The sequence below is a fragment of the Microbacterium sp. Soil_C_42 genome (genome assembly GCF_057656735.1).
Genome location: NZ_JBDGJU010000002.1, coordinates 68,668 through 86,504, shown reverse-complemented (window position 1 = coordinate 86,504; position 17,837 = coordinate 68,668). Strand labels below are relative to the sequence as shown.

Genomic DNA, 17,837 nt, shown 5'->3' with positions numbered 1-17,837 from the left:
CTGCGGTCGTGGGGTGTGGTGGGTGGGTGTCAGTCGAGACGCGTGACGGGCACGTCGCCGGTGGGAAGGTCTGCGGGAGCCGGCGCTTTCGTGCCGGGAAGGGATGCTGCAGCCGACCCGTACCGCACGGCCAGGCGCAGCCGCTCGGCCTGGTCGGCGCCGCGCGTGGCGGCGAGCACGTATCCTGCGAGCGAACTGTCGCCCGCGCCGACCGTGCTCACGACCTGGATCGGCGGCGGTGTGGCCGCCCAGGCGCCCTCGGTGGCGACGAGCACGGCACCGCGCGAGCCGAGGGTGATGAGCGCCGCCCGCACGCGGGCGGGAACGAGAACGCGCGCCACGTCGAGCACCGCCCGCGGGTCGGCGCCGTCGATGCCGACGCCGGCGAGCTCGGCGAGCTCTTCGTCGTTCGGCTTGATGAGATCGGGCGCGCCGTCGGCGACGACGGCGGTGAGCGCGGGGCCCGAGGTGTCGACCGCGATGAGCGGGGCGTCCGCGCCGTGCGCCCGCCGAACGGCAGCGATCACGCGCACGTAGAAGTCATCGGCGACGCCGGGAGGCAACGAGCCCGCCAGCACCAGCCAGCGCGCGCCCACCGATGCGGAGACCACCGCGTCGATCACCGCGGAGACCTCGTCGGGCGAGAGTTCCGCACCGGGCAGGTTCAGCTTGGTGGTGACGCCGGCGGGGTCGGTGATCGCGATGTTCGCGCGCACGTTGCCGCGGATCGGAACGCGCTGTGCGTCGATCTGTGCCGCGCGCAGGGCCGCGTCGAAAGGATCACCAGGCGCGAGCGGCAGCACCGCGGTGCAGTCCTCGCCCGCGGCGGCGACGGCGCGGGCGACGTTGATGCCCTTGCCGCCGGCATCCTCCCGTGTGGAGGCCGCGCTCTGCACGTCTCCGACCTGCAGAGGCGCGGGGAGCATCACCGTGCGGTCGAGGGACGGGTTGGCGGTGAGCGTCACGATCATGCGAGCCAGACCTCCACGTCGGCGTCCGCGAGCGCGGACGCGAGTTCTGCGTCGGGTGCGGCATCCGTCACCAGCACGTCGATGTCGGACAGCGACGCGAAGCCCACGAGCAGCTCCGCGCCGAGCTTCTCGGCGTCGGCCACGACGACCACCCGACGCGCCGACTCGACGATCGCGCGCTTGACAGCCGCCTCGTCGGGGTCGGGGGTGCTGAGACCGAAGGTCGCGGAGACACCGTTGGTGCCGACGAAGGCGACGTCGGGACGCAGGGCGCCGATGGCGCGGACCGTGTCGGCGCCGACGGCCGCGGCGGTGAGGCCGCGCACGCGACCCCCGACCAGCGAGAGCGAGGCGCCCGGGACGCCGGCCAGCGTGTTCCCGAGAGTCAGAGAGTGCGTGACGACCTCGATCCGCGCGCTCGAGAGGCGCGGGATCAGCGCCGAGGCGACGGCCGAGGTGGTCGTGCCGGCGTCGAGGAAGACGGATCCGGTGAATTCGGCGCCGAGGGCGTCCAGGGCACGCTGACCGATGGCGGCCTTGGCGCCCCCGTGGTGCTCGAGGCGCTCGGCGAGCGAGGGCTCGCGCGTGCTGGCGCGCTCCCGGCTCACCGCTCCCCCGTGAACGCGGCGCAGCGCGCCGGCGGACTCGAGGTGATCGAGATCGCGACGGATGGTCTCGGTCGTGACGTCGAAGCGCTCAGCGAGCTCGACGACGCTCACGCGGCTCTGTGCAGCCAGCAGCAGCTCGATCTGCTCGTGGCGCTCCGTCGCGTACATGTGGAACAACCCTCCGTTGGATTCCCACACATTACAACACATTCCCACACGTTCGCAAGAGGGTACCTTCGTATGGTGCCCGACAAGCCCACCGCCGAGATCTCGATCGACATCCCCGTCATCCGCGGGCTGCTCGCGGATCAGGCGCTCGCGATCATCCCCGACGCCGCCGACCTGCCGCTCCGGAAGGTCGCCGAGGGCTGGGACAGCGAGGTGTGGCGGCTCGGCGACGAGTACGCCGTGCGACTTCCCCGACGCGCCCTCGCTGCACCCCTCGTCCTTCACGAGCAGGCAGCGCTGCCGGGTGTGGCCGAGCGGCTCGCACCGCTCGGTGTACGCGTTCCGGCGCCCGTGGTCGACGGCGTGGCGGGCCGCGCCTACCCCTGGCCATGGTCCGTCGTGCCGTGGATCGACGGCATCTCCGCTCTCGATCAGCCGCTCGCCGAGCGCGGCGAATGGGCCGACGCGCTCGCCCGTGCGCTCGTCGCTCTGCACGCCGACGCACCGGAGGATCACCCGGTCAATCCCTTCCGTGGTGTGCCGCTCGGCGCTCGCACCGGCACTGTCGAGGAGCGACTGCGGACATTGCGCGCCGGAGACCTGCTCGACGACACGTCAGCGTGCGCCGTGCGCGCGCTGTGGCAGGCAGGACTCGCCGCGGCTCCGTGGGATCGCACGCCGGTGTGGATCCACGGCGACCTGCACCCGGGCAACCTCGTCGCGCGCGACGGCTCGCTCGCCGGGATCATCGACTTCGGTGACGTCACCGCGGGTGACCCGGCCTACGACCTGGCGGTGGCCTGGCTGGCATTCGACGCCGCAGGGCGCGAGCGGTTCATCACGGCGGCGGGCTCAGCCTACGACGCCGATGTCTGGGTGCGCGCGCACGCCTGGGCTGCGGCCGTCGCGCTCATATTGCTGGCCCACAGCGACGACAACCCCGCCTACTTCGCGCTGGGACGGGATGCTGCCACCGAGGTGCTCGCGGACGCCTGAGGCCACGGCACGGTCCGCTGAGGCGCGACTGCCCCGCTGTGCTGTCGCGAGGATCCGCGCCCTTCCGCGGTTTTCAGGGGTCTGCTCCCCCGGCGGCCCTGGGGGCGGGAGGGCTGATTCTCTGGAGCCGGCCGCCGGGTGCGGCCGGCCCCAGATGGTCAGAGGGTCGCGAGAAGGTCCTCCATCGTGGTGATCTCGGCCGTCTGCGATGCGATGATGCTCTCGGCGAGGGCGATCACATCGGTGTTCTGACCGTCGTCGACTTCGTCCTGCGCCATCTCGATCGCACCTTCATGGTGGACGATCATCTGGTCCAGGAAGAGGCGGGCTGCCTCCACTCCGCTGGCGTCCTCGAGGGCTTGCATGTCGGAGTCCGACATCATCCCTCCGTGGTCCATCCCGCCCATGTCCCCCATCGGGGTCCCCCAGCCATCGAGCCACGACTCCATCAACTCGATCTCCGGGCCCTGGGCGGCCTTGATCTGCTCGGCCAGTGCGGTGACGCGGTCGTCGATGCCGTCCTTGGCGAGGATCATGTCAGCCATCTCTACGGCCTGTTCGTGGTGCGGGATCATCATCATCGTGAACTGCATGTCGGCGTTGTTCACGTCGGCGGCAGGGGATGCGGATGCCGGTGACCCCATCCCGGGCATGTCGTCCATCCCGCCACTGCTGGTGGTGCCGGCGCAGCCGGTGAGCGCGAGTAGGACGGTCAAGGTGATCGCGGCGGTCGCCGCGGCGCGGTTCTTCATCTGGTTGCTCCTGCATCGGTTCGTGTGGCGCGAACGATCGATGTGATCGCCCGCGAAAGCTCTGCTGACCGGCGAGGTCAGCGAGGTGCCATCACGTACGGCTGATGCAGAGAACGAGAAGCGACGGCGGTCGGGACAGCGCAGCCCGACGGGCGACCACGGGAGGTCCGGACCGTCCGAACGGGATGCCCCAGGCGACACCGGCGCGGGGCAGCAGGAGGAGCAGCGACGCCACCAGGAGCGCAAGCACGCAGGCCATCGTGAGCATCGCTTCGTGCTCACCACAGTCCGGGCAGCCGTCGTCGGACAGTGGCGCATCGTGGCCGTGGGCGGCGCCTGCCTCGACGGACACGGCCGCCGCGGCGGGCTCAGCATGAGCGGCGGGCGCGCTCAGCGCGTGCATCGCGAGCAGCCCCAGGATGAGTGCGGCGGTGAGCGCGACGAGCAGCAGCACAGAACGACTCAGGCCGTAGGGGCTGCGGCGCAGGTGCTGCGCGAGAGCGATCACCGAGATCTCACCTCCTCCTCTCAGGATAATCGTCCACAGCGGTCGGCATCTGATCCGGCGTGACTGCTCTCTCTCGTCGTGCTCCTCGTGGCTCTGACGCTCGCCATGGCGAGCGTCAGTCCCGCCCGTCGATGACACGCGCGATCTGCCGGAATTCGTCGGGTGTGATCTCGCCGCGCGCGAGACGCTCTTCGGCGATCTGACGTGCGGAGCCTGCGGAGCCGGACGGCCGTGCCGACCGCCCCCGCGAAGGGCCTCCGACCGACACGATGATGATGAGCGCGGTCAGCGCCAACAGCATCAGCACGAGCACGATACCGACGAACCACATCCACCCGGCTCCGAAATCATTGCCGTACATCATGGTCAACCCCTTCCTGCGGTGCCGGCCCGACCTCGCGCAGCGATATCGATCTTGCGCTTCGCCATGATCAGGCGGGCTGATCGCTGCCGGAACGCTGTTCGGTCGATGCGCCCGCCCGCATCGCGTCGGCCGTGTGATATGTGAACACCAGCCTCGCGGGAACCGTGCCTGCGAGGACCTCGTCCACGGATTCGTTCACCTGCTCGAGGTCTCGGGTCTGCGTGATCACGCGCGTGCGTCCGGCCGCGTGGAGGTCGAAGACCTCGACGAGATCCTGCCGTGTACCGACGATCGAGCCGATCACGCTGATGCCCTGGAGCACCGTGTCGAAGATCGGGATGGTCAGTGTGCCGTCCGCGGGCAGGGAGACCAGCACCAGTCGCCCGCCCCTGTTCAGCGACTCGAAGGCCTGATGGAAGACCGTGCGAGCGACAGCGAGAACAACCGCCGCGTCGGCTCCGCCGAGATCGCGGATCGCCGCGACGGGATCGGTGAGCTCCGCGTTGACCACGTGGTCTGCGCCCAGTTCGGTGGCGAGGGCGAGCTTCTCTTGGCTGACGTCCACCGCGATGACCTTCGCGCCGACGAGTCGCGCGTACTGCACCGCGAGGTGCCCCAGGCCGCCGATGCCGAACACGGCGACGGTCTCGCCCGGGGTGACGTGCGCGTTCTTGATCGCGGCGTACGTGGTCACGCCCGCGCACGTCAGAGGGGCAGCATCCAACGGCGTGACGCCATCGGGAACCGGAACGGCGAAGCGGGCATCCGCGAGCATGTACTCGGCGTATCCCCCGTCGACCGAGTAGCCGTTGTTGTACTGCTTCTCGCACAGGTTCTCGCGCCCGTCCACGCAATAGCGGCATTCCCCGCATGCATGCCCGAGCCAGGCCATCGCGACCCGCTGGCCGACCTTGCGGATGGTGACGCCGTCGCCGAGCTGCTCGATGATGCCGACGCCTTCGTGCCCGGGCACGAGAGGAAGCCCCGGCTTGACCGGCCAGTCCCCGCGCATGGCGTGGATGTCGGTGTGGCACAGGCCGCACGCCTCCAACCGGACCAGCACCTGCCCGGGACCGGGCTGCGGCGTGGGCCGCTCCTCTACGACGGCGGGAGCGCCGAACGCGTTGACGACTGCAGTCTTCATGAGTATCTCCTCCGCAGAATCGGGATGCCCGCAGTCTCTCCAGGGGGTGACCCGGGCCGCTGGGACGTAAGTCCTGCGGGAATCCTCGCCGTCGCCACTGGCGGCGTCTCCTACCGCGCCGTACTGTGGCCTCGGCGGAAACGGAGAGGATGTGAGCGGCCCAGAGCTGTCTTTCCCAGATGAGCCTCGCCTCGAACTCGACGAGGCACTGGCGAGGCTGCTGACGCAGGCGGAGCGCGTCCGTGCCACGCAAGGAAGGCTCCGCGATCTTCTCAGCGCGATCCAGGTCGTCGTGGAGGAGAGCGACCTCGCCACCGTGCTCCGGCGCATCGCGCAGGCAGCGACCACTCTCGCGAACGCCGAGTACGGGGCTCTGGGCGTGATCGCGCCCGAGCGCGATGCGCTCGAGGAGTTCATCTACGTGGGGTTGGCTGAGAAGGAAGCTGCCGCGATCGGCCATCTGCCGACCGGCCACGGGCTGCTCGGCGCGTTGATCGCAGACCCCCACCCGATCCGCCTGCCCCACATGGCGGAGGATGCGCGCGCCAGCGGATTCCCTGCCCACCACCCGCACATGGATTCGTTCCTCGGAGTCCCCGTGCGAGTGCGCGGCGAGGTCTTCGGCAACCTCTACCTGACCAACAGCCGAGACGGCCAGTTCACGGAGGAGGACGAACGCCTGGTCGAATCGCTCGCCACGACTGCGGGCTTCGCCATCGAGAACGCACGGCTGCTCGAGCAGGCGCGGACGAGGGAACGCTGGATGAGCGCCGCCGCCGAGCTGTCGGCCGGATTGCTGTCGTCGCCGACCGCGACATCCTTCGACCTCATCGCGGGCAGGATGTTCGATCTGCCCGACATCGACAAGGTGACCGTCCTGCTCGCGGACGACGCGACGACACCGCTGCACGTCGCTGCCGCCCGCGGACCGGATGAAGCACGGCTCCGCGGAACCTCGCTCGCGGCCGACGGGACCTGCGCTGCCGAGACCTCGGCGACGGGGCGCACCACCGCCCATGCGCGTGAGCACTCTCCGGGCGGCGACCCGACACGGGTGGTCGTGGATGGATGGGCGGGCCCGGTGGTGGCCGCGCCGCTGCGGACACGGTCACGTCTGTGGGGGGTGGTGTGCGCGGCGCGCAATCCCGACGGCCGGCGTTTCACGGCTGCGGAGGTGCAGAGCATCGCCGACTTCGCCTCTCGCGCGACGATCGCGCTGGAACTGGCGCAGGCCCGAGAGGATGCCCAGCGATCCCTGCTGGCGGACGATCGGCGCCGTATCGCGCGAGATCTGCACGACCACGTGATCCAGCAGCTCTTCGGCACCGGCCTGACCCTGCAGGCGATAGCGGGCGGCCAGCCGCCCGGACCGGACGCCGAGAGGCTGAGCGACTCGATCGATCAGCTCGACGACGCGATCTCACAGATCCGGACCGTCGTCTTCGCGCTGTCGCATCGCGACGAGAGCTCACTGCGCCACCGAGTGATCGATGTCGTAGCGGATCTGTCAGCGACCCTCCGGCGGCCGCCGGCGATCAGGTTCACGGGGCCTGTGGATCACGCGATCATCGGGCCCCTCAGCGCGGAGGTCGTGGGGGTGGCTCGCGAACTCCTCAGCAACGCAGTACGCCACTCCCGAGCCGATCGCATCAAGGTGGAGGTGGCGATCGTCGATCAGGATGTCGTCGTGCTGGTCGAAGACGACGGGATCGGGATGACTGACACCGACCGGCGCAGCGGGCTCCAGAACCTCGCGGACAGGGCCGCCGCCCGCAGCGGTTCGTTCACGATCGAGTCGTCCGCGGACGGCACCGCGGCCAGGTGGCGTGTGCCGCTCGGGGCGGCGGCCGACAAGAAGGGGGCGGTCGACCAATGATCGGCGTCTTCCTCGTCGACGATCACGAGATCGTCCGACGAGGGCTCGTGGACCTCGTGAGATCGCAAGCGGACCTCGAGGTGGTCGGCGAAGCCGAAACCGTCCGTCAGGCGACCGGACGCATCGAAGCCACCGTGCCCGACGTCGCCGTGCTCGACGTGCGGCTTCCCGATGGCAGCGGCATCGACCTCTGTCGCGACATCCGTTCCCGTATGCCGTCTGTCGCATGCCTCATCCTGACCGCATACGACGATGATTCAGCCGTCGGCGCCGCCGTTCTCGCCGGTGCGGCGGGGTACATCCTGAAAGACATCGGCGGCCCCCGGCTCGTCGACGCCATACGCTCCGTGGCCAGGGGCCGCTCGCTCATGGACGACGCGGTCGTCCACCGCGCTGCGGAGCAGATCCGCCGACGTGCCGACGCCGACGACCCGCGTCTGGGGTCGCTCGGTCTGCGCGAGCGTCAGATCCTGCGGCTGATCGCGGACGGACTGACCAATCGGCAGATCGGCGAGGAGCTCGGCATCGCGGAGAAGACGGTGAAGAATTACGTGTCGTCGCTGCTGAGCAAGCTCGGACTCGAGCGGCGCACACAGGCGGCCGTGTTCCAGCTCGAGCACCGCGGCCAGGAGCATCGCTGACGCAGCGCCGTCACGCTGCCGCCCGATCGGCTCGCCGCTCCCGCACCGGCACCCCGAGCGACACGAGGCACGGATGCCGCGAACTCAACCGCGCACGTTCGGCACCGCCGCCGGGGGCACGTAGGTCTCACGGTGCAGTTGCGCCGGGTGACTGAGGATCCCGAGAAGCACCATCGTGAGGCCGAGCTCGACGAGGCCGAGCCCGAAGTACAGCGCCTGAAGGAAGCTGAACGGGATGTAGATCATCTGGACGAAGATCCAGATCAGGCACGCGAAACCTCCGGTCGCGGAGAGCGGGATCCCCCATCGGGACTCCGAGATGGTCGTCACGAAGGCGCCCGCGTGCACTGGTGCCATAAGGAGGATGAGCAGCATCCCCGGAACGAGGTAGGACGAGAACGGCGATCCCTCCAGGTACTCCTGTGGCGGTACGAGCATCGATCCCCACGCCGGATTCACGCTGCCGGCGATCAGGGCGAGCCCACCCGCCAGCGCGGTGACCGCGACGAACGCCTGCGCACTCAGCAGAAGGATCCGTGCGAGACGGACCATGATTCACTCCTCTCCCCCGCGGTGCAGCACCGCGTCACGTGGAACGACCGCCACCGGGCACTCTGCCTGCCACAGAACGCCCTCGCCGACGGAGCCGAGAAGGTTCCCCGCGAGCACGCCCCGATGACGGGTGCCGATGACCAGCATCGAGCTGCGCGCCGCGTAGCGCAGCAGCGCAGCCGAGCGACTGTCGCGAACGAGTTCGCTCTGCAGGCTCATCGTCGGATAGCGCTCGACGACCCAGTTCACGGCGCCAGTGAGCATCGCACGGTGCTCCGCCACCACATCCTCCTGCGTCGCGACCAGCGCGGCCGACCCTGAGAAGGACGGCGTGGGCATGAGCCACGCATGGACCAGACGGATGGACGCCTCGGTCTCGGCAGCCTCCGACGCGGCGAATGCGAGCGCGGTCCCGGACGACTCGTGGTCCGAGATGCCGACGGTGATCGGATCGCCCACATCCACCCACCCCGCGGGCACCATGACGACGGGAACACGCGCGCGCGTGCTGATGCGCAGTGGCATCGCGCCCGCCAGCGCGGCGCGGATCGGGTGGCCCGGATTGATACCCACGACGAGCAGATCGGTGTCGGCAGCGAACTCCGAAAGGGAGTCCGGCACGTCCCCCTCGAGCCGGTGCAGCTCGACACCGACCTCGGGCGCGTGGTCGCGCAGGAAGGTCTCGGCATCCGCGAGCTGTTCGAGCGCGGGCGCCCGATCCTGCGTGGATCTGGACACCACGTTGACGAGCCCGACCTTCGTCACCTCACGACCGGCGCGCGCAGCCACCCACGACAGCGCGGACACGGATGCCGGGCTTCCGTCGTAGCCGAGGACGATGCGTTCCATGAGCGACTCCACTTCGGATCGGTGCGATGTGCGCCGTCCCCCAGAGTCAAGTCGCCGCTCGCACTCCGGTCATGGGCCGAAAGTCCCCCGGTCGCCGGACACACCACGGGACCTTCGGCCCGACACCCCGACGGGCGTGCCGCTCCAATGAGGAGCGGACGAAGGGAGCCGACACGCCCCGCCGGCGGACCGGCACGCCTCCGGACGCCCGGACGATCCCCCATCGGCGCGATCCGCGCCGAGCACACGCGAAAGGTGAGACACCATGACCACGCCCCTCTCCACCGACTCGACGGTCATCGTCTACGAGTCGATGTTCGGAAACACGCGGCTGATCGCGGAGGCGATCGCGGACGGCATCCGTCCCCACCGGACTGTCACCCTCGTCCCCATCGCGCAGGTCGACGAACTGCCCACCGAGATCGACACGGTGATCGCCGGAGCGCCGACCCACGCGCACGGTCTGAGCCGCCCGGAATCCCGAGCCGAAGCGGTCGCGTGGGCCCGCGACGAGCGGAAGCACCTGCACCTCGACGACGACTGGAGCGATTCCGGCATCCGAGAATGGCTCGCTGCCGGCGCGATACGCGCGCACCGCTTCGCCGCCTTCGACACCCGGGTCGACATGCCCCGGCTCTTCACCGGGTCGGCAGCGGCTGCCATCGATCGCCGCCTCGCCAAGGCCGGCGGCCACCGGGTGTCTGAGCCCCAGAGCTTCCTGGTCGATCGCGACAGCACGCTCGAGCCGGGGCAGATCGACCGCGCCCGCGAATGGGGCGCCGAGCTCGCCGCGACGCTGAATGCGCCCGTCAGGTCGGCGTGAGGGCGGTCGCGCGGTCGCGTGCCGGCGCCGGCGCCTTCGCCCGCCGTGCCAGCCGTAGCCAGGTGTCCATGATCGAGTCCGGGTTCAAGGAAAGGGATCGGATGCCGTGGTCGACGAGCCAGTCCGCCAGGTCGGGATGGTCGGACGGGCCCTGTCCGCAGATTCCCACGTACTTTCCGCGGCGGTTGCACGCGTCGATCGCGAGCCGCAGCACCTCGAGCACGGCCGGATCGCGTTCATCGAACTCGCCGGCGACCAGCTCGGAATCTCGATCGATGCCGAGCACCAGCTGGGTCATGTCGTTCGAGCCGATCGAGAACCCGTCGAAGTGATCCAGGAAGCGATCTGCGAGGAGCGCATTCGACGGGATCTCGCACATCATCATGATCTGGAGCCCGTTGCGCCCCCGCTTCAGACCGTGACGCTCGAGCGCCGCGATCACGGCCTCGGCCTCCGCGATCGTGCGCACGAACGGCACCATGATCTGCAGGTTCGTGAGGCCCATCTCGTCACGGACGAGGCGCAGCGCCTCGCACTCCATCGCGAAGCAGCCGGAGAACGCGGGTGTGATGTAGCGCGACGCGCCCCGCCACCCCAGCATCGGGTTCTCCTCTCGCGGCTCGTAACGGTCGCCGCCGAGGAGATGCGCATACTCGTTCGACTTGAAGTCGCTGGTGCGCACGATCACCGGCTCGGGCGCGAACGCCGCGGCGATCGTCGCCACCCCCTCGGCCACCCGCCGGACGAAGAAGTCGCGCGGCGACGGGTAGGCGGCGATGCGGTCCGCGACCTCGGTCCTGAGCGGTTCGGGAAGCGCATCGAACTCGAGCAGCGCCCGCGGATGGATGCCGATCTGGTGGCCGACGACGAACTCGAGCCGCGCCAGGCCCACCCCGTGATTGGGCAGCGCGGCGAACGCGAAGGCCTGCTCGGGGGTGCCGAGGTTCATCATCAGCCGAACCGGCGCCACCGGCATCCTGTCGATCGGTATCTCTTCCTCCGTGAAGTCGAGCCGGCCGGCGTAGACATGCCCCTCGTCACCATCGGCGCACGAGACCGTGACCTCGGCGTCTTCGACGAGGTCGGATGTCGCAGTCCCGCTGCCGACGACAGCGGGGATGCCCAGCTCACGCGCGATGATCGCGGCATGGCAGGTGCGTCCGCCGCGGTCGGTCACGATTGCTGCGGCGCGCTTCATCACCGGCTCCCAGTCGGGGTCGGTCATCTCGGCCACCAGGACGTCGCCGTCCTTCACCCGCTCCATCTCCGCCGTCGATCTGACCACGCGCACCCTTCCGGCGCCTATCCGCTGACCGATGGCGCGTCCCTCTGCCAGCACCGGGCCGTGCTCGCGGAGCATGAACCTCTTGACGACGTGTCCGTCGGCACGCGAGGCCACGGTCTCCGGGCGCGCCTGCAGGATGTACAGCCGTCCGTCGACGCCGTCTCGGGCCCACTCGATGTCCATCGCGCGCCCGTAGTGGTCCTCGATGATCAGCGCATACCGCGCGAGTTCGTTCACCTCGTCGTCGGAGATGCTGAAGACCCGCCGCTCGGCCACCGGCACCGTGGTCATCACCGTGCTGGAGCCGACCTCATGGCCGGGAGCGAACCGCAGCGCGACCGCCTTCCCGCCGACCTGACGGCCGAGGATCGCCAGGCGTCCGTCGCGCACGGCGGGCTTGTAGACCGTGAACTCGTCGGGGTTCACCTCCCCCTGCACCACGGCCTCGCCGAGACCGTAGGCGCTGGTGATGAGCACCGCCCGGTCGAATCCCGACTCCGTGTCGATGGTGAACATGACACCTGACGAGCCGACGTCGGATCGGACCATCCGCTGCACGGCGGCCGAGAGCGCGACATCGCCGTGCGCGAACCCCTGATGCACGCGGTACGCGATGGCGCGGTCGTTGTATAGCGAGGCGAAGACCTTCCTGACCGCCTTCAGCACATTGTCGATGCCGGCGATGTGCAAGTAGGTCTCCTGCTGACCGGCGAACGAGGCGTCGGGCAGATCCTCGGCCGTCGCCGATGAACGCACGGCCCACGTGACGTTCGCCGGATCGGGATCGGCACCGATGAGGACGGAGTAGGCAGCACGGATGTCGGCCTCGAGGTCGTCCGGCAGCGGCTGCGCCTCGATCCATCCCCGGATCGTGGTGCCGACCGCCGCGAGCGCCACGACGTCCGACACGTCCAGCGGTGCCAGCAGCGCATCGATGCGCTCGGCGAGAGAGCCCACGCCGAGGAAGGCGCGATACGCATCCGCCGTGGTGGCGAATCCGCCGGGGACGCGAAGCCCAGCCTCGCTCAGGCGGGAGATCATCTCACCCAGGGATGCGTTCTTGCCGCCGACCTGCGGCAGGTCGGCCATCGTGATCCGCTCGAGCGGGATGATGTTCATCATGTGACGACTGTGCGTCGTCGCGCGCCCCGGCCGTGGGCCCAAGGTCCCGTCAGCCCGGTGGTCGATTCCGGCGCCGGTGAGCCAGCGCCCGTGAGCCAGCGCCGGTCGCGCGGTTCACCGGGACCGCTCCGAGGTGGTCCGCTTGCGGCGCCGAGTGATGAACGCGATGAAGATTCAGCCTCGGCGACGCCATCGGTTGATCGTGACCCCGAGCACAGTGGTCGTCACGGCAACGAGCAGGGCGGGACTTTGGAACCCTGCTGCCACAGACGCACCGGCCAGGGCCGCGAGGAGCACGGCGTCGAGAGCCCACGTCACCCTGACGGCCGCGCCGAAGTCGCCCATCGGCGTCGGGATCGGGGCGAGCAGCACAGGCGGGAGCGGGCCCTTCAGCGCGCTGCCGACCCGGGTGGTGAGGGCGAGCACACCGAGTACGAGGGCGCTGAGGATCGGTCCGGTGCCGGCGATGCCCGCGATCACTGAGCAGACGATCACGGCTGCGACGAGCACGAGGGCGGTGACCGCAAACGGAAAGAGGAGGTGATGGGCGAGCAGGTGCTCATCGCTGATTCCGTAGAGGGGGATGTCTGACGCCACGCTCGCGGCGTGGCGGACTCCGTCGGTCAGGGGACCGAGGCCGGCGAAGAGGACCAGGCCGGCGGCGGCTCCGAGCAGCCAACCTGGACTGGTCGGGGCGAACGCGACGGTGATCAGCGCTCCCGCGCCGACGAGGGCGAGGACCCCGACGATGAACCGGCCCGGTGTCCGCATCGCCCCGACAGCATCCCGTATCAGGAACATCACCGGCATGCGGTGCTCCGGTCGCACTGCGCGGATGCGCCGACCGTGGTGCGGCCTTGCTCGGTAGACGGCGGCTGCTGTGTTGACGTCCATGCTCATGACGTGGATGGTTGCCGAGTCCCAGCGAGCAGCCTGCGCCGCCAACTCCGAAACGCCGAGCCGATTCATCAGCACCGGCACAATGGCGATGAGCGCGGCGGTCAGTGCCATCAGCGGAGCAAGGGCAAATGGTGCTTCGTCGCCGGGGTAACTGATCCCGACCCAACCCCAAGGGGTCACGAGTCGCATTTCGGGAATGAGCGCGCTGGCCACCCCTGACGCGATCACGCCGAGCGCCGCCGGAACCGCGGCGCGGGGAAGCGATTGTCCGGCGAGCCACGCCACGGTCGCGATCACGCCGACCATCACGCCGGCCGCCGTGAAGATCACCACACTGAGGGGACCAGCCAGCCCGGCACTCATGAGGCTGCCCGCGACAAGCCCGGCGACGAGGGTCGTCAACGCGCTCACCAGCACGCCGGCGCGCAGCAGAGGGCCACGGAGCGTGTCAGATCGGGGCAGATCGCTCGTGGCAAGCACGTGCGTCAGGAACGGCGGGTGCAACGCAGGGCCACGGTCGCGGCCCCACAGCAGTGCGCTCGCCCAGAGGCCTGCGACCACGAGCACCGTCACCCCGGGTGCCGCAGGCGACGCGAACGCCGCGACTCCGGCTGCGCTCGTCGCGCTCAGCCATACAGCTCGCGAGAGGGGTATCACCGTGACCAGCGCGACCATCAGGATCAGGTAGACCAGGTACCCGCGCTCGCCGTGCGTGCGGACGTTGCGGGCGCGCCACACCGCGATCGCTGCTCCAGACCGGACGCTCACGCCGCGGCATCCAACCAGAGGGTGCGATCAGCCAACCCGTCGGCGAGCACCGGACTATGCGTCGCCACGACCAACGTCGCACCGTCCTCACACCGGGCACGCAGCACGCGGATCACCGACTCGACATGGTCGGGGTCCAGCCGTTGCTCTGGCTCATCGAGGATCAACACCTCGAACGGGCGGGCGAGGACCAGCGCAAGACCGAAGAGCTGTGTCTGCCCGGACGACAGCTCATGGGGGAACCGCTCACCCATGGTGTCCAGCCCCAACTCGGCGAGCACACCGCGCGCGAGGTTCCCTGCCTCGGCGGAGTCGCCTACCCACGTCGTCGCGACCAGCGACACATGATCGAACACGGTGAGATCAGGAGCCATCGGCGGCAGGCCGATCATCGAGGCAACCCGTCGACGGAAGCCACGGTCGCGGTCGATCACACCAGCGCCGCCGATCCGAACTGTTCCCGTCGAAGGCGTCCGGGTCCCGGCCAGCACACGCAGCAGCGTCGATTTCCCCGACCCGTTGCGACCGCGCACGACCAGAACCTCACCCCGTTGCGCCGTCACCGAGACAGGCGCGAGGAGCGTCACGTCACCCGCGTTCACACCGACCTCGTCGACTTCGATCATGCTTCCATCCTCACCGAGCCCACAGATCTCCCCCGACGTCATGAGTTGTCGATGCGACACCAGGGTAGACGCACGGGGCGACCGAACACCCGCCTCTTCGGGAGGGTCTGCGACGGATTTCTGGCCCGCGAAGCGACCACAGCGACGGATTCCGCGGAACGTGAAAAAGCAAGAACCCCTGGTTCCCGCGGGAACTCAGGGGTTGTGGCTGGGGTACCTGGACTCGAACCAAGAACAACTGAACCAGAATCAGCCGTGTTGCCAATTACACCATACCCCAAGGCTGTCAGCCGAAGCCGTGCCGAGGAATGAGTCTACGCGACGCCGGCACGTGCTCCAAACCGAGCCGTCACCCGCGCGCGTCGAGCAGTGCTCCGAGGCGGCGGATCGACTCGGACTTGCCGAGCAGCTCCATCGACTCGAACAGCGGCGGCGACACCCGGCGTCCGCTCAGTGCGACGCGCAGCGGGCCGTAGGCGATGCGGGGCTTGAGACCGAGGCCCCCCTCCTCCGCGGGCGAGATGAGGGCGCCGGCGAGCGCGTCCTGCACCGCGGCGGCGGTGAACTCGGAGTCGGGCACGAGCTCGAGGGCGCCGACCGAGGCGACCAGCACCTCGTTCGCGTTCGCCGGCAGCGAGGCGAGGGCGTCGTCGTGATAGCCGACGGTGTCGGTGAACAGGAAGCCGAGGAGTCCCGGCGCATCACCGAGCAGCTGCATGCGCTCCTGCACGAGCGGGGCGGCGGCGGCGAGCATGGCCGACTGGGCCGGCGTCGGGTTCTCGGCGACCACCCCGGCCGCGGCCAGGTACGGCACCAGGCGATCGGCGAAGTCTGCGGGCTGCAGCATCCGGATGTGGTCGCCGTTGATGGACTCCGCCTTCTTCTGGTCGAAGCGGGCGGGGTTCGGGTTGACGTCGACGATGTCGAACGCCGAAACGAGCTCCTCGAGGGAGAACACGTCGCGGTCGGGGCCGATCGACCAGCCGAGGAGCGCGAGGTAGTTGAGCAGGCCCTCGTGGATGAAGCCCTTGTCGCGCTGCAGGAACAGGTCCGCCTTCGGGTCGCGCTTGGAGAGCTTCTTGTTCCCCTCCTCGCCCAGCACGAGCGGCATGTGTGCGAAGCGCGGGATGAACGTCGTGACGCCGGCATCGACCAGCGCGCTGTACAGCGCGAGCTGACGGGCGGTCGACGGCATGAGGTCCTCGCCGCGGATGACGTGGGTGATGCCCATGAGCGCGTCGTCGACCGGGTTCACGAACGGATACAGCGGCACGCCGCCCGCACGCACGAGCACGAAGTCGGGGAACGAACCCGCCGGGAAGGTCACCTCGCCGCGGATCAGGTCGACGTAGGTGAGGTCCTCGTCGGGGACCCGCAGGCGCCACGCGGGCTCGCGGCCCTCGGCGCGGAAGGCCGCCTTCTGCTCGTCGGTGAGGTCGCGGTCGTAGTTGTCGTAGCCGAGCTGCTTCGCGCGGCCGTTCGCCTCATTGCGGGCGTCGATCTCCTCGGCCGTCGAGTAGCTCTCGTACACGGCGCCGGCGGCGATGAGCTTGTCGAGCACCTCGCGGTAGATGTGGTGGCGCTGCGACTGGCGGTACGGGGCGTGCGGGCCTCCGACCTCGACCCCCTCGTCCCAGTCGATCTTGAGCCAGCGGAGCGCGTCGAGGAGCTGCTGGTAGCTCTCCTCGCTGTCGCGCGCCGCGTCGGTGTCTTCGATGCGGAACACGAGCTTGCCGCCGGCGTGACGCGCGTACGCCCAGTTGAACAGCACCGTGCGGATGAGTCCGACGTGCGGAAGACCGGTCGGCGAGGGGCAGAACCGGACGCGGACGTCGGTGCCGGTGGCGGTCGTGGTGCGGGGATCAGGCGAAGAAGACATCACCCCGAGTCTAGTTGCGGGATGCTGCGGAACCAGGCTCGGCCAAGGGCTCGGCGATGAGCTGCGCAAGGGCGTTCAGCGTGGCGCGCACCGCGGGAACGCGGTCCGCACCGCGCGCCGTCACGGTGTGGATGCGGCGCTGCTCCCCCGCCGGCAGCGGCACCACCGCGACCCCCGGCAGCTGCGGGAAGGACTCGACCGCCATCCTGGGCAGCGTCGCGACGCCGATCCCCTGTGCGACGAGCCCCTCGACGGCGACGAAATTGTCGGTCTCGAACGCGATGCGCGGCGCGAACCCGGCGCGCCCGCACAGCTCGAGCAGGTGACCCCGGCAGCGCGGGCACCCGGCGATCCAGTCGTCGTCCGCCAGGCTGGCGACGTCGATGATCTGCGCGGTCGCCGCCGGGTGCTCTGCAGGAAGCACCGCGAGCAGCTCGTCGGCGCCGACCGTCTGCACCGCGAGGCCGCGGGCGCTCGAGCCGTGCGGGTCGTCGCGGTCACCCGGATAGCTGAAGGTGAGAGCGATGTCGGTGCGGTCCTCGCGCACGGCCTCGACGGCCTCCGGGGGCTCCGCTTCGACGTAGGTCAGGGAGATTCCCGGATGCCGCAGCGCGAGGTCCGCGAGCAGGCGCGGCACGATCGTGGGCGAGGCCGACGGGAAGCCGACGAGGCGCACGCGCGCGGCACGCAGACCGCGGAGCTCGGCGAGCTCACCGGCGGCGGCATCCAAAGCGGTCGTCACGGCGGGAGCGTGCCGCGCGAGGATGCGGCCGGCGTCGGTGAGGCGCACGCTGCGACCGACCCGTTCGACGATCGCGACCCCGAGCCTCTGCTCGAGGCGCTTGAGCTGCTGACTCACCGCGGGCTGGCTGTAGCCGAGAGCGAGTGCGGCGCCCGTGATCGACCCTTCGTCGGCGATCGCCTTCACGACGCGGAGTTCGCGCGCGTCGAAACCCGGGTCGTCGTCCCCCGCATCTGTCATGGCTGAATCATAAGCGTCTGTTA

17 protein-coding genes and 1 tRNA gene are annotated in these 17,837 nt (G+C 69.7%); 4 read left to right on the top strand and 14 right to left on the bottom strand.

Annotated elements, in window-relative coordinates:
- Window positions 1-29: 29 nt before the first annotated feature.
- A complete protein-coding gene (pfkB, locus tag AC3A46_RS02020) occupies window positions 30-971 on the bottom strand; it encodes a 1-phosphofructokinase (RefSeq protein WP_487663575.1) in 942 nt (313 codons plus the stop codon).
- Window positions 968-1,747, bottom strand: a complete 780-nt coding sequence (locus AC3A46_RS02015; protein ID WP_487663574.1) for a DeoR/GlpR family DNA-binding transcription regulator — start codon at window positions 1,745-1,747, stop codon at window positions 968-970. The genes pfkB and AC3A46_RS02015 overlap by 4 nt, the downstream gene beginning before the upstream one ends.
- A 72-nt stretch (window positions 1,748-1,819) precedes the next feature.
- Here AC3A46_RS02015 and AC3A46_RS02010 point away from each other — a divergent pair, with 72 nt between their 5' ends.
- Entirely contained in the window at window positions 1,820-2,743 is a 924-nt protein-coding gene (locus AC3A46_RS02010) for an aminoglycoside phosphotransferase family protein (RefSeq protein ID WP_487663573.1), read from the top strand.
- Window positions 2,744-2,901: 158 nt separating this feature from the next.
- On the opposite strand, the gene AC3A46_RS02005 is transcribed toward AC3A46_RS02010, so the two are convergent.
- The 4 genes from AC3A46_RS02005 to adhP all read right to left on the bottom strand — a co-directional run bounded on the left by AC3A46_RS02005 (window position 2,902) and on the right by adhP (window position 5,511).
- Complete coding sequence (locus AC3A46_RS02005) at window positions 2,902-3,495, bottom strand: DUF305 domain-containing protein (protein ID WP_487663572.1); 594 nt, start codon at window positions 3,493-3,495, stop codon at window positions 2,902-2,904.
- A gap of 91 nt (window positions 3,496-3,586) precedes the next feature.
- Entirely contained in the window at window positions 3,587-4,003 is a 417-nt protein-coding gene (locus tag AC3A46_RS02000) for a DUF6153 family protein (protein WP_487663571.1), read from the bottom strand.
- Window positions 4,004-4,118: 115 nt separating this feature from the next.
- Window positions 4,119-4,367: an SHOCT domain-containing protein gene (locus tag AC3A46_RS01995; protein ID WP_487663570.1), complete on the bottom strand. Its 249-nt coding sequence runs from the start codon at window positions 4,365-4,367 to the stop codon at window positions 4,119-4,121.
- 67 nt (window positions 4,368-4,434) lie between these two features.
- The gene (gene adhP / locus AC3A46_RS01990; RefSeq protein WP_487663569.1) at window positions 4,435-5,511 is read right to left on the bottom strand and encodes an alcohol dehydrogenase AdhP; all 1,077 of its coding nucleotides are present in this window, start codon (window positions 5,509-5,511) and stop codon (window positions 4,435-4,437) included.
- A 151-nt stretch (window positions 5,512-5,662) separates the two neighbouring features.
- Between adhP and AC3A46_RS01985 the strand changes: the two genes are divergently transcribed.
- The gene (locus AC3A46_RS01985) at window positions 5,663-7,387 is read left to right on the top strand and encodes a sensor histidine kinase (RefSeq protein ID WP_487663568.1); all 1,725 of its coding nucleotides are present in this window, start codon (window positions 5,663-5,665) and stop codon (window positions 7,385-7,387) included.
- Entirely contained in the window at window positions 7,384-8,028 is a 645-nt protein-coding gene (locus AC3A46_RS01980; RefSeq protein ID WP_487663567.1) for a response regulator, read from the top strand. The genes AC3A46_RS01985 and AC3A46_RS01980 overlap by 4 nt, the downstream gene beginning before the upstream one ends.
- 84 nt (window positions 8,029-8,112) lie before the next feature.
- On the opposite strand, the gene AC3A46_RS01975 is transcribed toward AC3A46_RS01980, so the two are convergent.
- Both AC3A46_RS01975 and AC3A46_RS01970 read right to left on the bottom strand, forming a co-directional pair.
- Complete coding sequence (locus AC3A46_RS01975; protein ID WP_487663566.1) at window positions 8,113-8,580, bottom strand: hypothetical protein; 468 nt, start codon at window positions 8,578-8,580, stop codon at window positions 8,113-8,115.
- A 3-nt stretch (window positions 8,581-8,583) separates the two neighbouring features.
- Window positions 8,584-9,429: a universal stress protein gene (locus AC3A46_RS01970; RefSeq protein WP_487663565.1), complete on the bottom strand. Its 846-nt coding sequence runs from the start codon at window positions 9,427-9,429 to the stop codon at window positions 8,584-8,586.
- A 265-nt stretch (window positions 9,430-9,694) separates the two neighbouring features.
- On the opposite strand from AC3A46_RS01970, the gene AC3A46_RS01965 reads away from it, so the two are divergent.
- The gene (locus tag AC3A46_RS01965) at window positions 9,695-10,252 is read left to right on the top strand and encodes a flavodoxin family protein (RefSeq protein WP_487663564.1); all 558 of its coding nucleotides are present in this window, start codon (window positions 9,695-9,697) and stop codon (window positions 10,250-10,252) included.
- On the opposite strand, the gene ppsA is transcribed toward AC3A46_RS01965, so the two are convergent.
- The 6 genes from ppsA to AC3A46_RS01935 form a co-directional block, all read right to left on the bottom strand.
- Complete coding sequence (ppsA, locus tag AC3A46_RS01960; protein ID WP_487663563.1) at window positions 10,239-12,659, bottom strand: phosphoenolpyruvate synthase; 2,421 nt, start codon at window positions 12,657-12,659, stop codon at window positions 10,239-10,241. The two genes, AC3A46_RS01965 and ppsA, sit on opposite strands and share 14 nt — an antisense overlap.
- A gap of 174 nt (window positions 12,660-12,833) precedes the next feature.
- Window positions 12,834-14,327, bottom strand: coding sequence for a hypothetical protein (locus tag AC3A46_RS01955; RefSeq protein WP_487663562.1), 1,494 nt, complete (start codon window positions 14,325-14,327; stop codon window positions 12,834-12,836).
- The gene (locus AC3A46_RS01950; protein ID WP_487663561.1) at window positions 14,324-14,953 is read right to left on the bottom strand and encodes an ABC transporter ATP-binding protein; all 630 of its coding nucleotides are present in this window, start codon (window positions 14,951-14,953) and stop codon (window positions 14,324-14,326) included. Before AC3A46_RS01950 ends, AC3A46_RS01955 begins: the two co-directional genes overlap by 4 nt.
- Window positions 14,954-15,158: 205 nt before the next feature.
- Window positions 15,159-15,233: transfer RNA gene (locus AC3A46_RS01945), tRNA-Gln, on the bottom strand.
- Window positions 15,234-15,302: 69 nt separating this feature from the next.
- Window positions 15,303-16,832, bottom strand: a complete 1,530-nt coding sequence (gene gltX / locus AC3A46_RS01940; RefSeq protein WP_487663560.1) for a glutamate--tRNA ligase — start codon at window positions 16,830-16,832, stop codon at window positions 15,303-15,305.
- A gap of 10 nt (window positions 16,833-16,842) precedes the next feature.
- Window positions 16,843-17,814 (bottom strand): LysR family transcriptional regulator, encoded by a 972-nt coding sequence (locus AC3A46_RS01935; RefSeq protein ID WP_487663559.1) that lies wholly within the window; start codon window positions 17,812-17,814, stop codon window positions 16,843-16,845.
- Window positions 17,815-17,837: the final 23 nt, after the last annotated feature.

What these genes read in the sequence shown, in the direction of transcription:
- pfkB (WP_487663575.1), bottom strand. Translation starts at nt 971, where the DNA reads ATGATCGTGACGCTCACCGCCAACCCGTCCCTCGACCGCACGGTGATG.
- AC3A46_RS02015 (WP_487663574.1), bottom strand. Translation starts at nt 1,747, where the DNA reads ATGTACGCGACGGAGCGCCACGAGCAGATCGAGCTGCTGCTGGCTGCA.
- AC3A46_RS02010 (WP_487663573.1), top strand. Translation starts at nt 1,820, where the DNA reads ATGGTGCCCGACAAGCCCACCGCCGAGATCTCGATCGACATCCCCGTC.
- AC3A46_RS02005 (WP_487663572.1), bottom strand. Translation starts at nt 3,495, where the DNA reads ATGAAGAACCGCGCCGCGGCGACCGCCGCGATCACCTTGACCGTCCTA.
- AC3A46_RS01995 (WP_487663570.1), bottom strand. Translation starts at nt 4,367, where the DNA reads ATGATGTACGGCAATGATTTCGGAGCCGGGTGGATGTGGTTCGTCGGT.
- adhP (WP_487663569.1), bottom strand. Translation starts at nt 5,511, where the DNA reads ATGAAGACTGCAGTCGTCAACGCGTTCGGCGCTCCCGCCGTCGTAGAG.
- AC3A46_RS01980 (WP_487663567.1), top strand. Translation starts at nt 7,384, where the DNA reads ATGATCGGCGTCTTCCTCGTCGACGATCACGAGATCGTCCGACGAGGG.
- AC3A46_RS01975 (WP_487663566.1), bottom strand. Translation starts at nt 8,580, where the DNA reads ATGGTCCGTCTCGCACGGATCCTTCTGCTGAGTGCGCAGGCGTTCGTC.
- AC3A46_RS01970 (WP_487663565.1), bottom strand. Translation starts at nt 9,429, where the DNA reads ATGGAACGCATCGTCCTCGGCTACGACGGAAGCCCGGCATCCGTGTCC.
- AC3A46_RS01965 (WP_487663564.1), top strand. Translation starts at nt 9,695, where the DNA reads ATGACCACGCCCCTCTCCACCGACTCGACGGTCATCGTCTACGAGTCG.
- ppsA (WP_487663563.1), bottom strand. Translation starts at nt 12,659, where the DNA reads ATGATGAACATCATCCCGCTCGAGCGGATCACGATGGCCGACCTGCCG.
- AC3A46_RS01950 (WP_487663561.1), bottom strand. Translation starts at nt 14,953, where the DNA reads ATGATCGAAGTCGACGAGGTCGGTGTGAACGCGGGTGACGTGACGCTC.
- gltX (WP_487663560.1), bottom strand. Translation starts at nt 16,832, where the DNA reads ATGTCTTCTTCGCCTGATCCCCGCACCACGACCGCCACCGGCACCGAC.
- AC3A46_RS01935 (WP_487663559.1), bottom strand. Translation starts at nt 17,814, where the DNA reads ATGACAGATGCGGGGGACGACGACCCGGGTTTCGACGCGCGCGAACTC.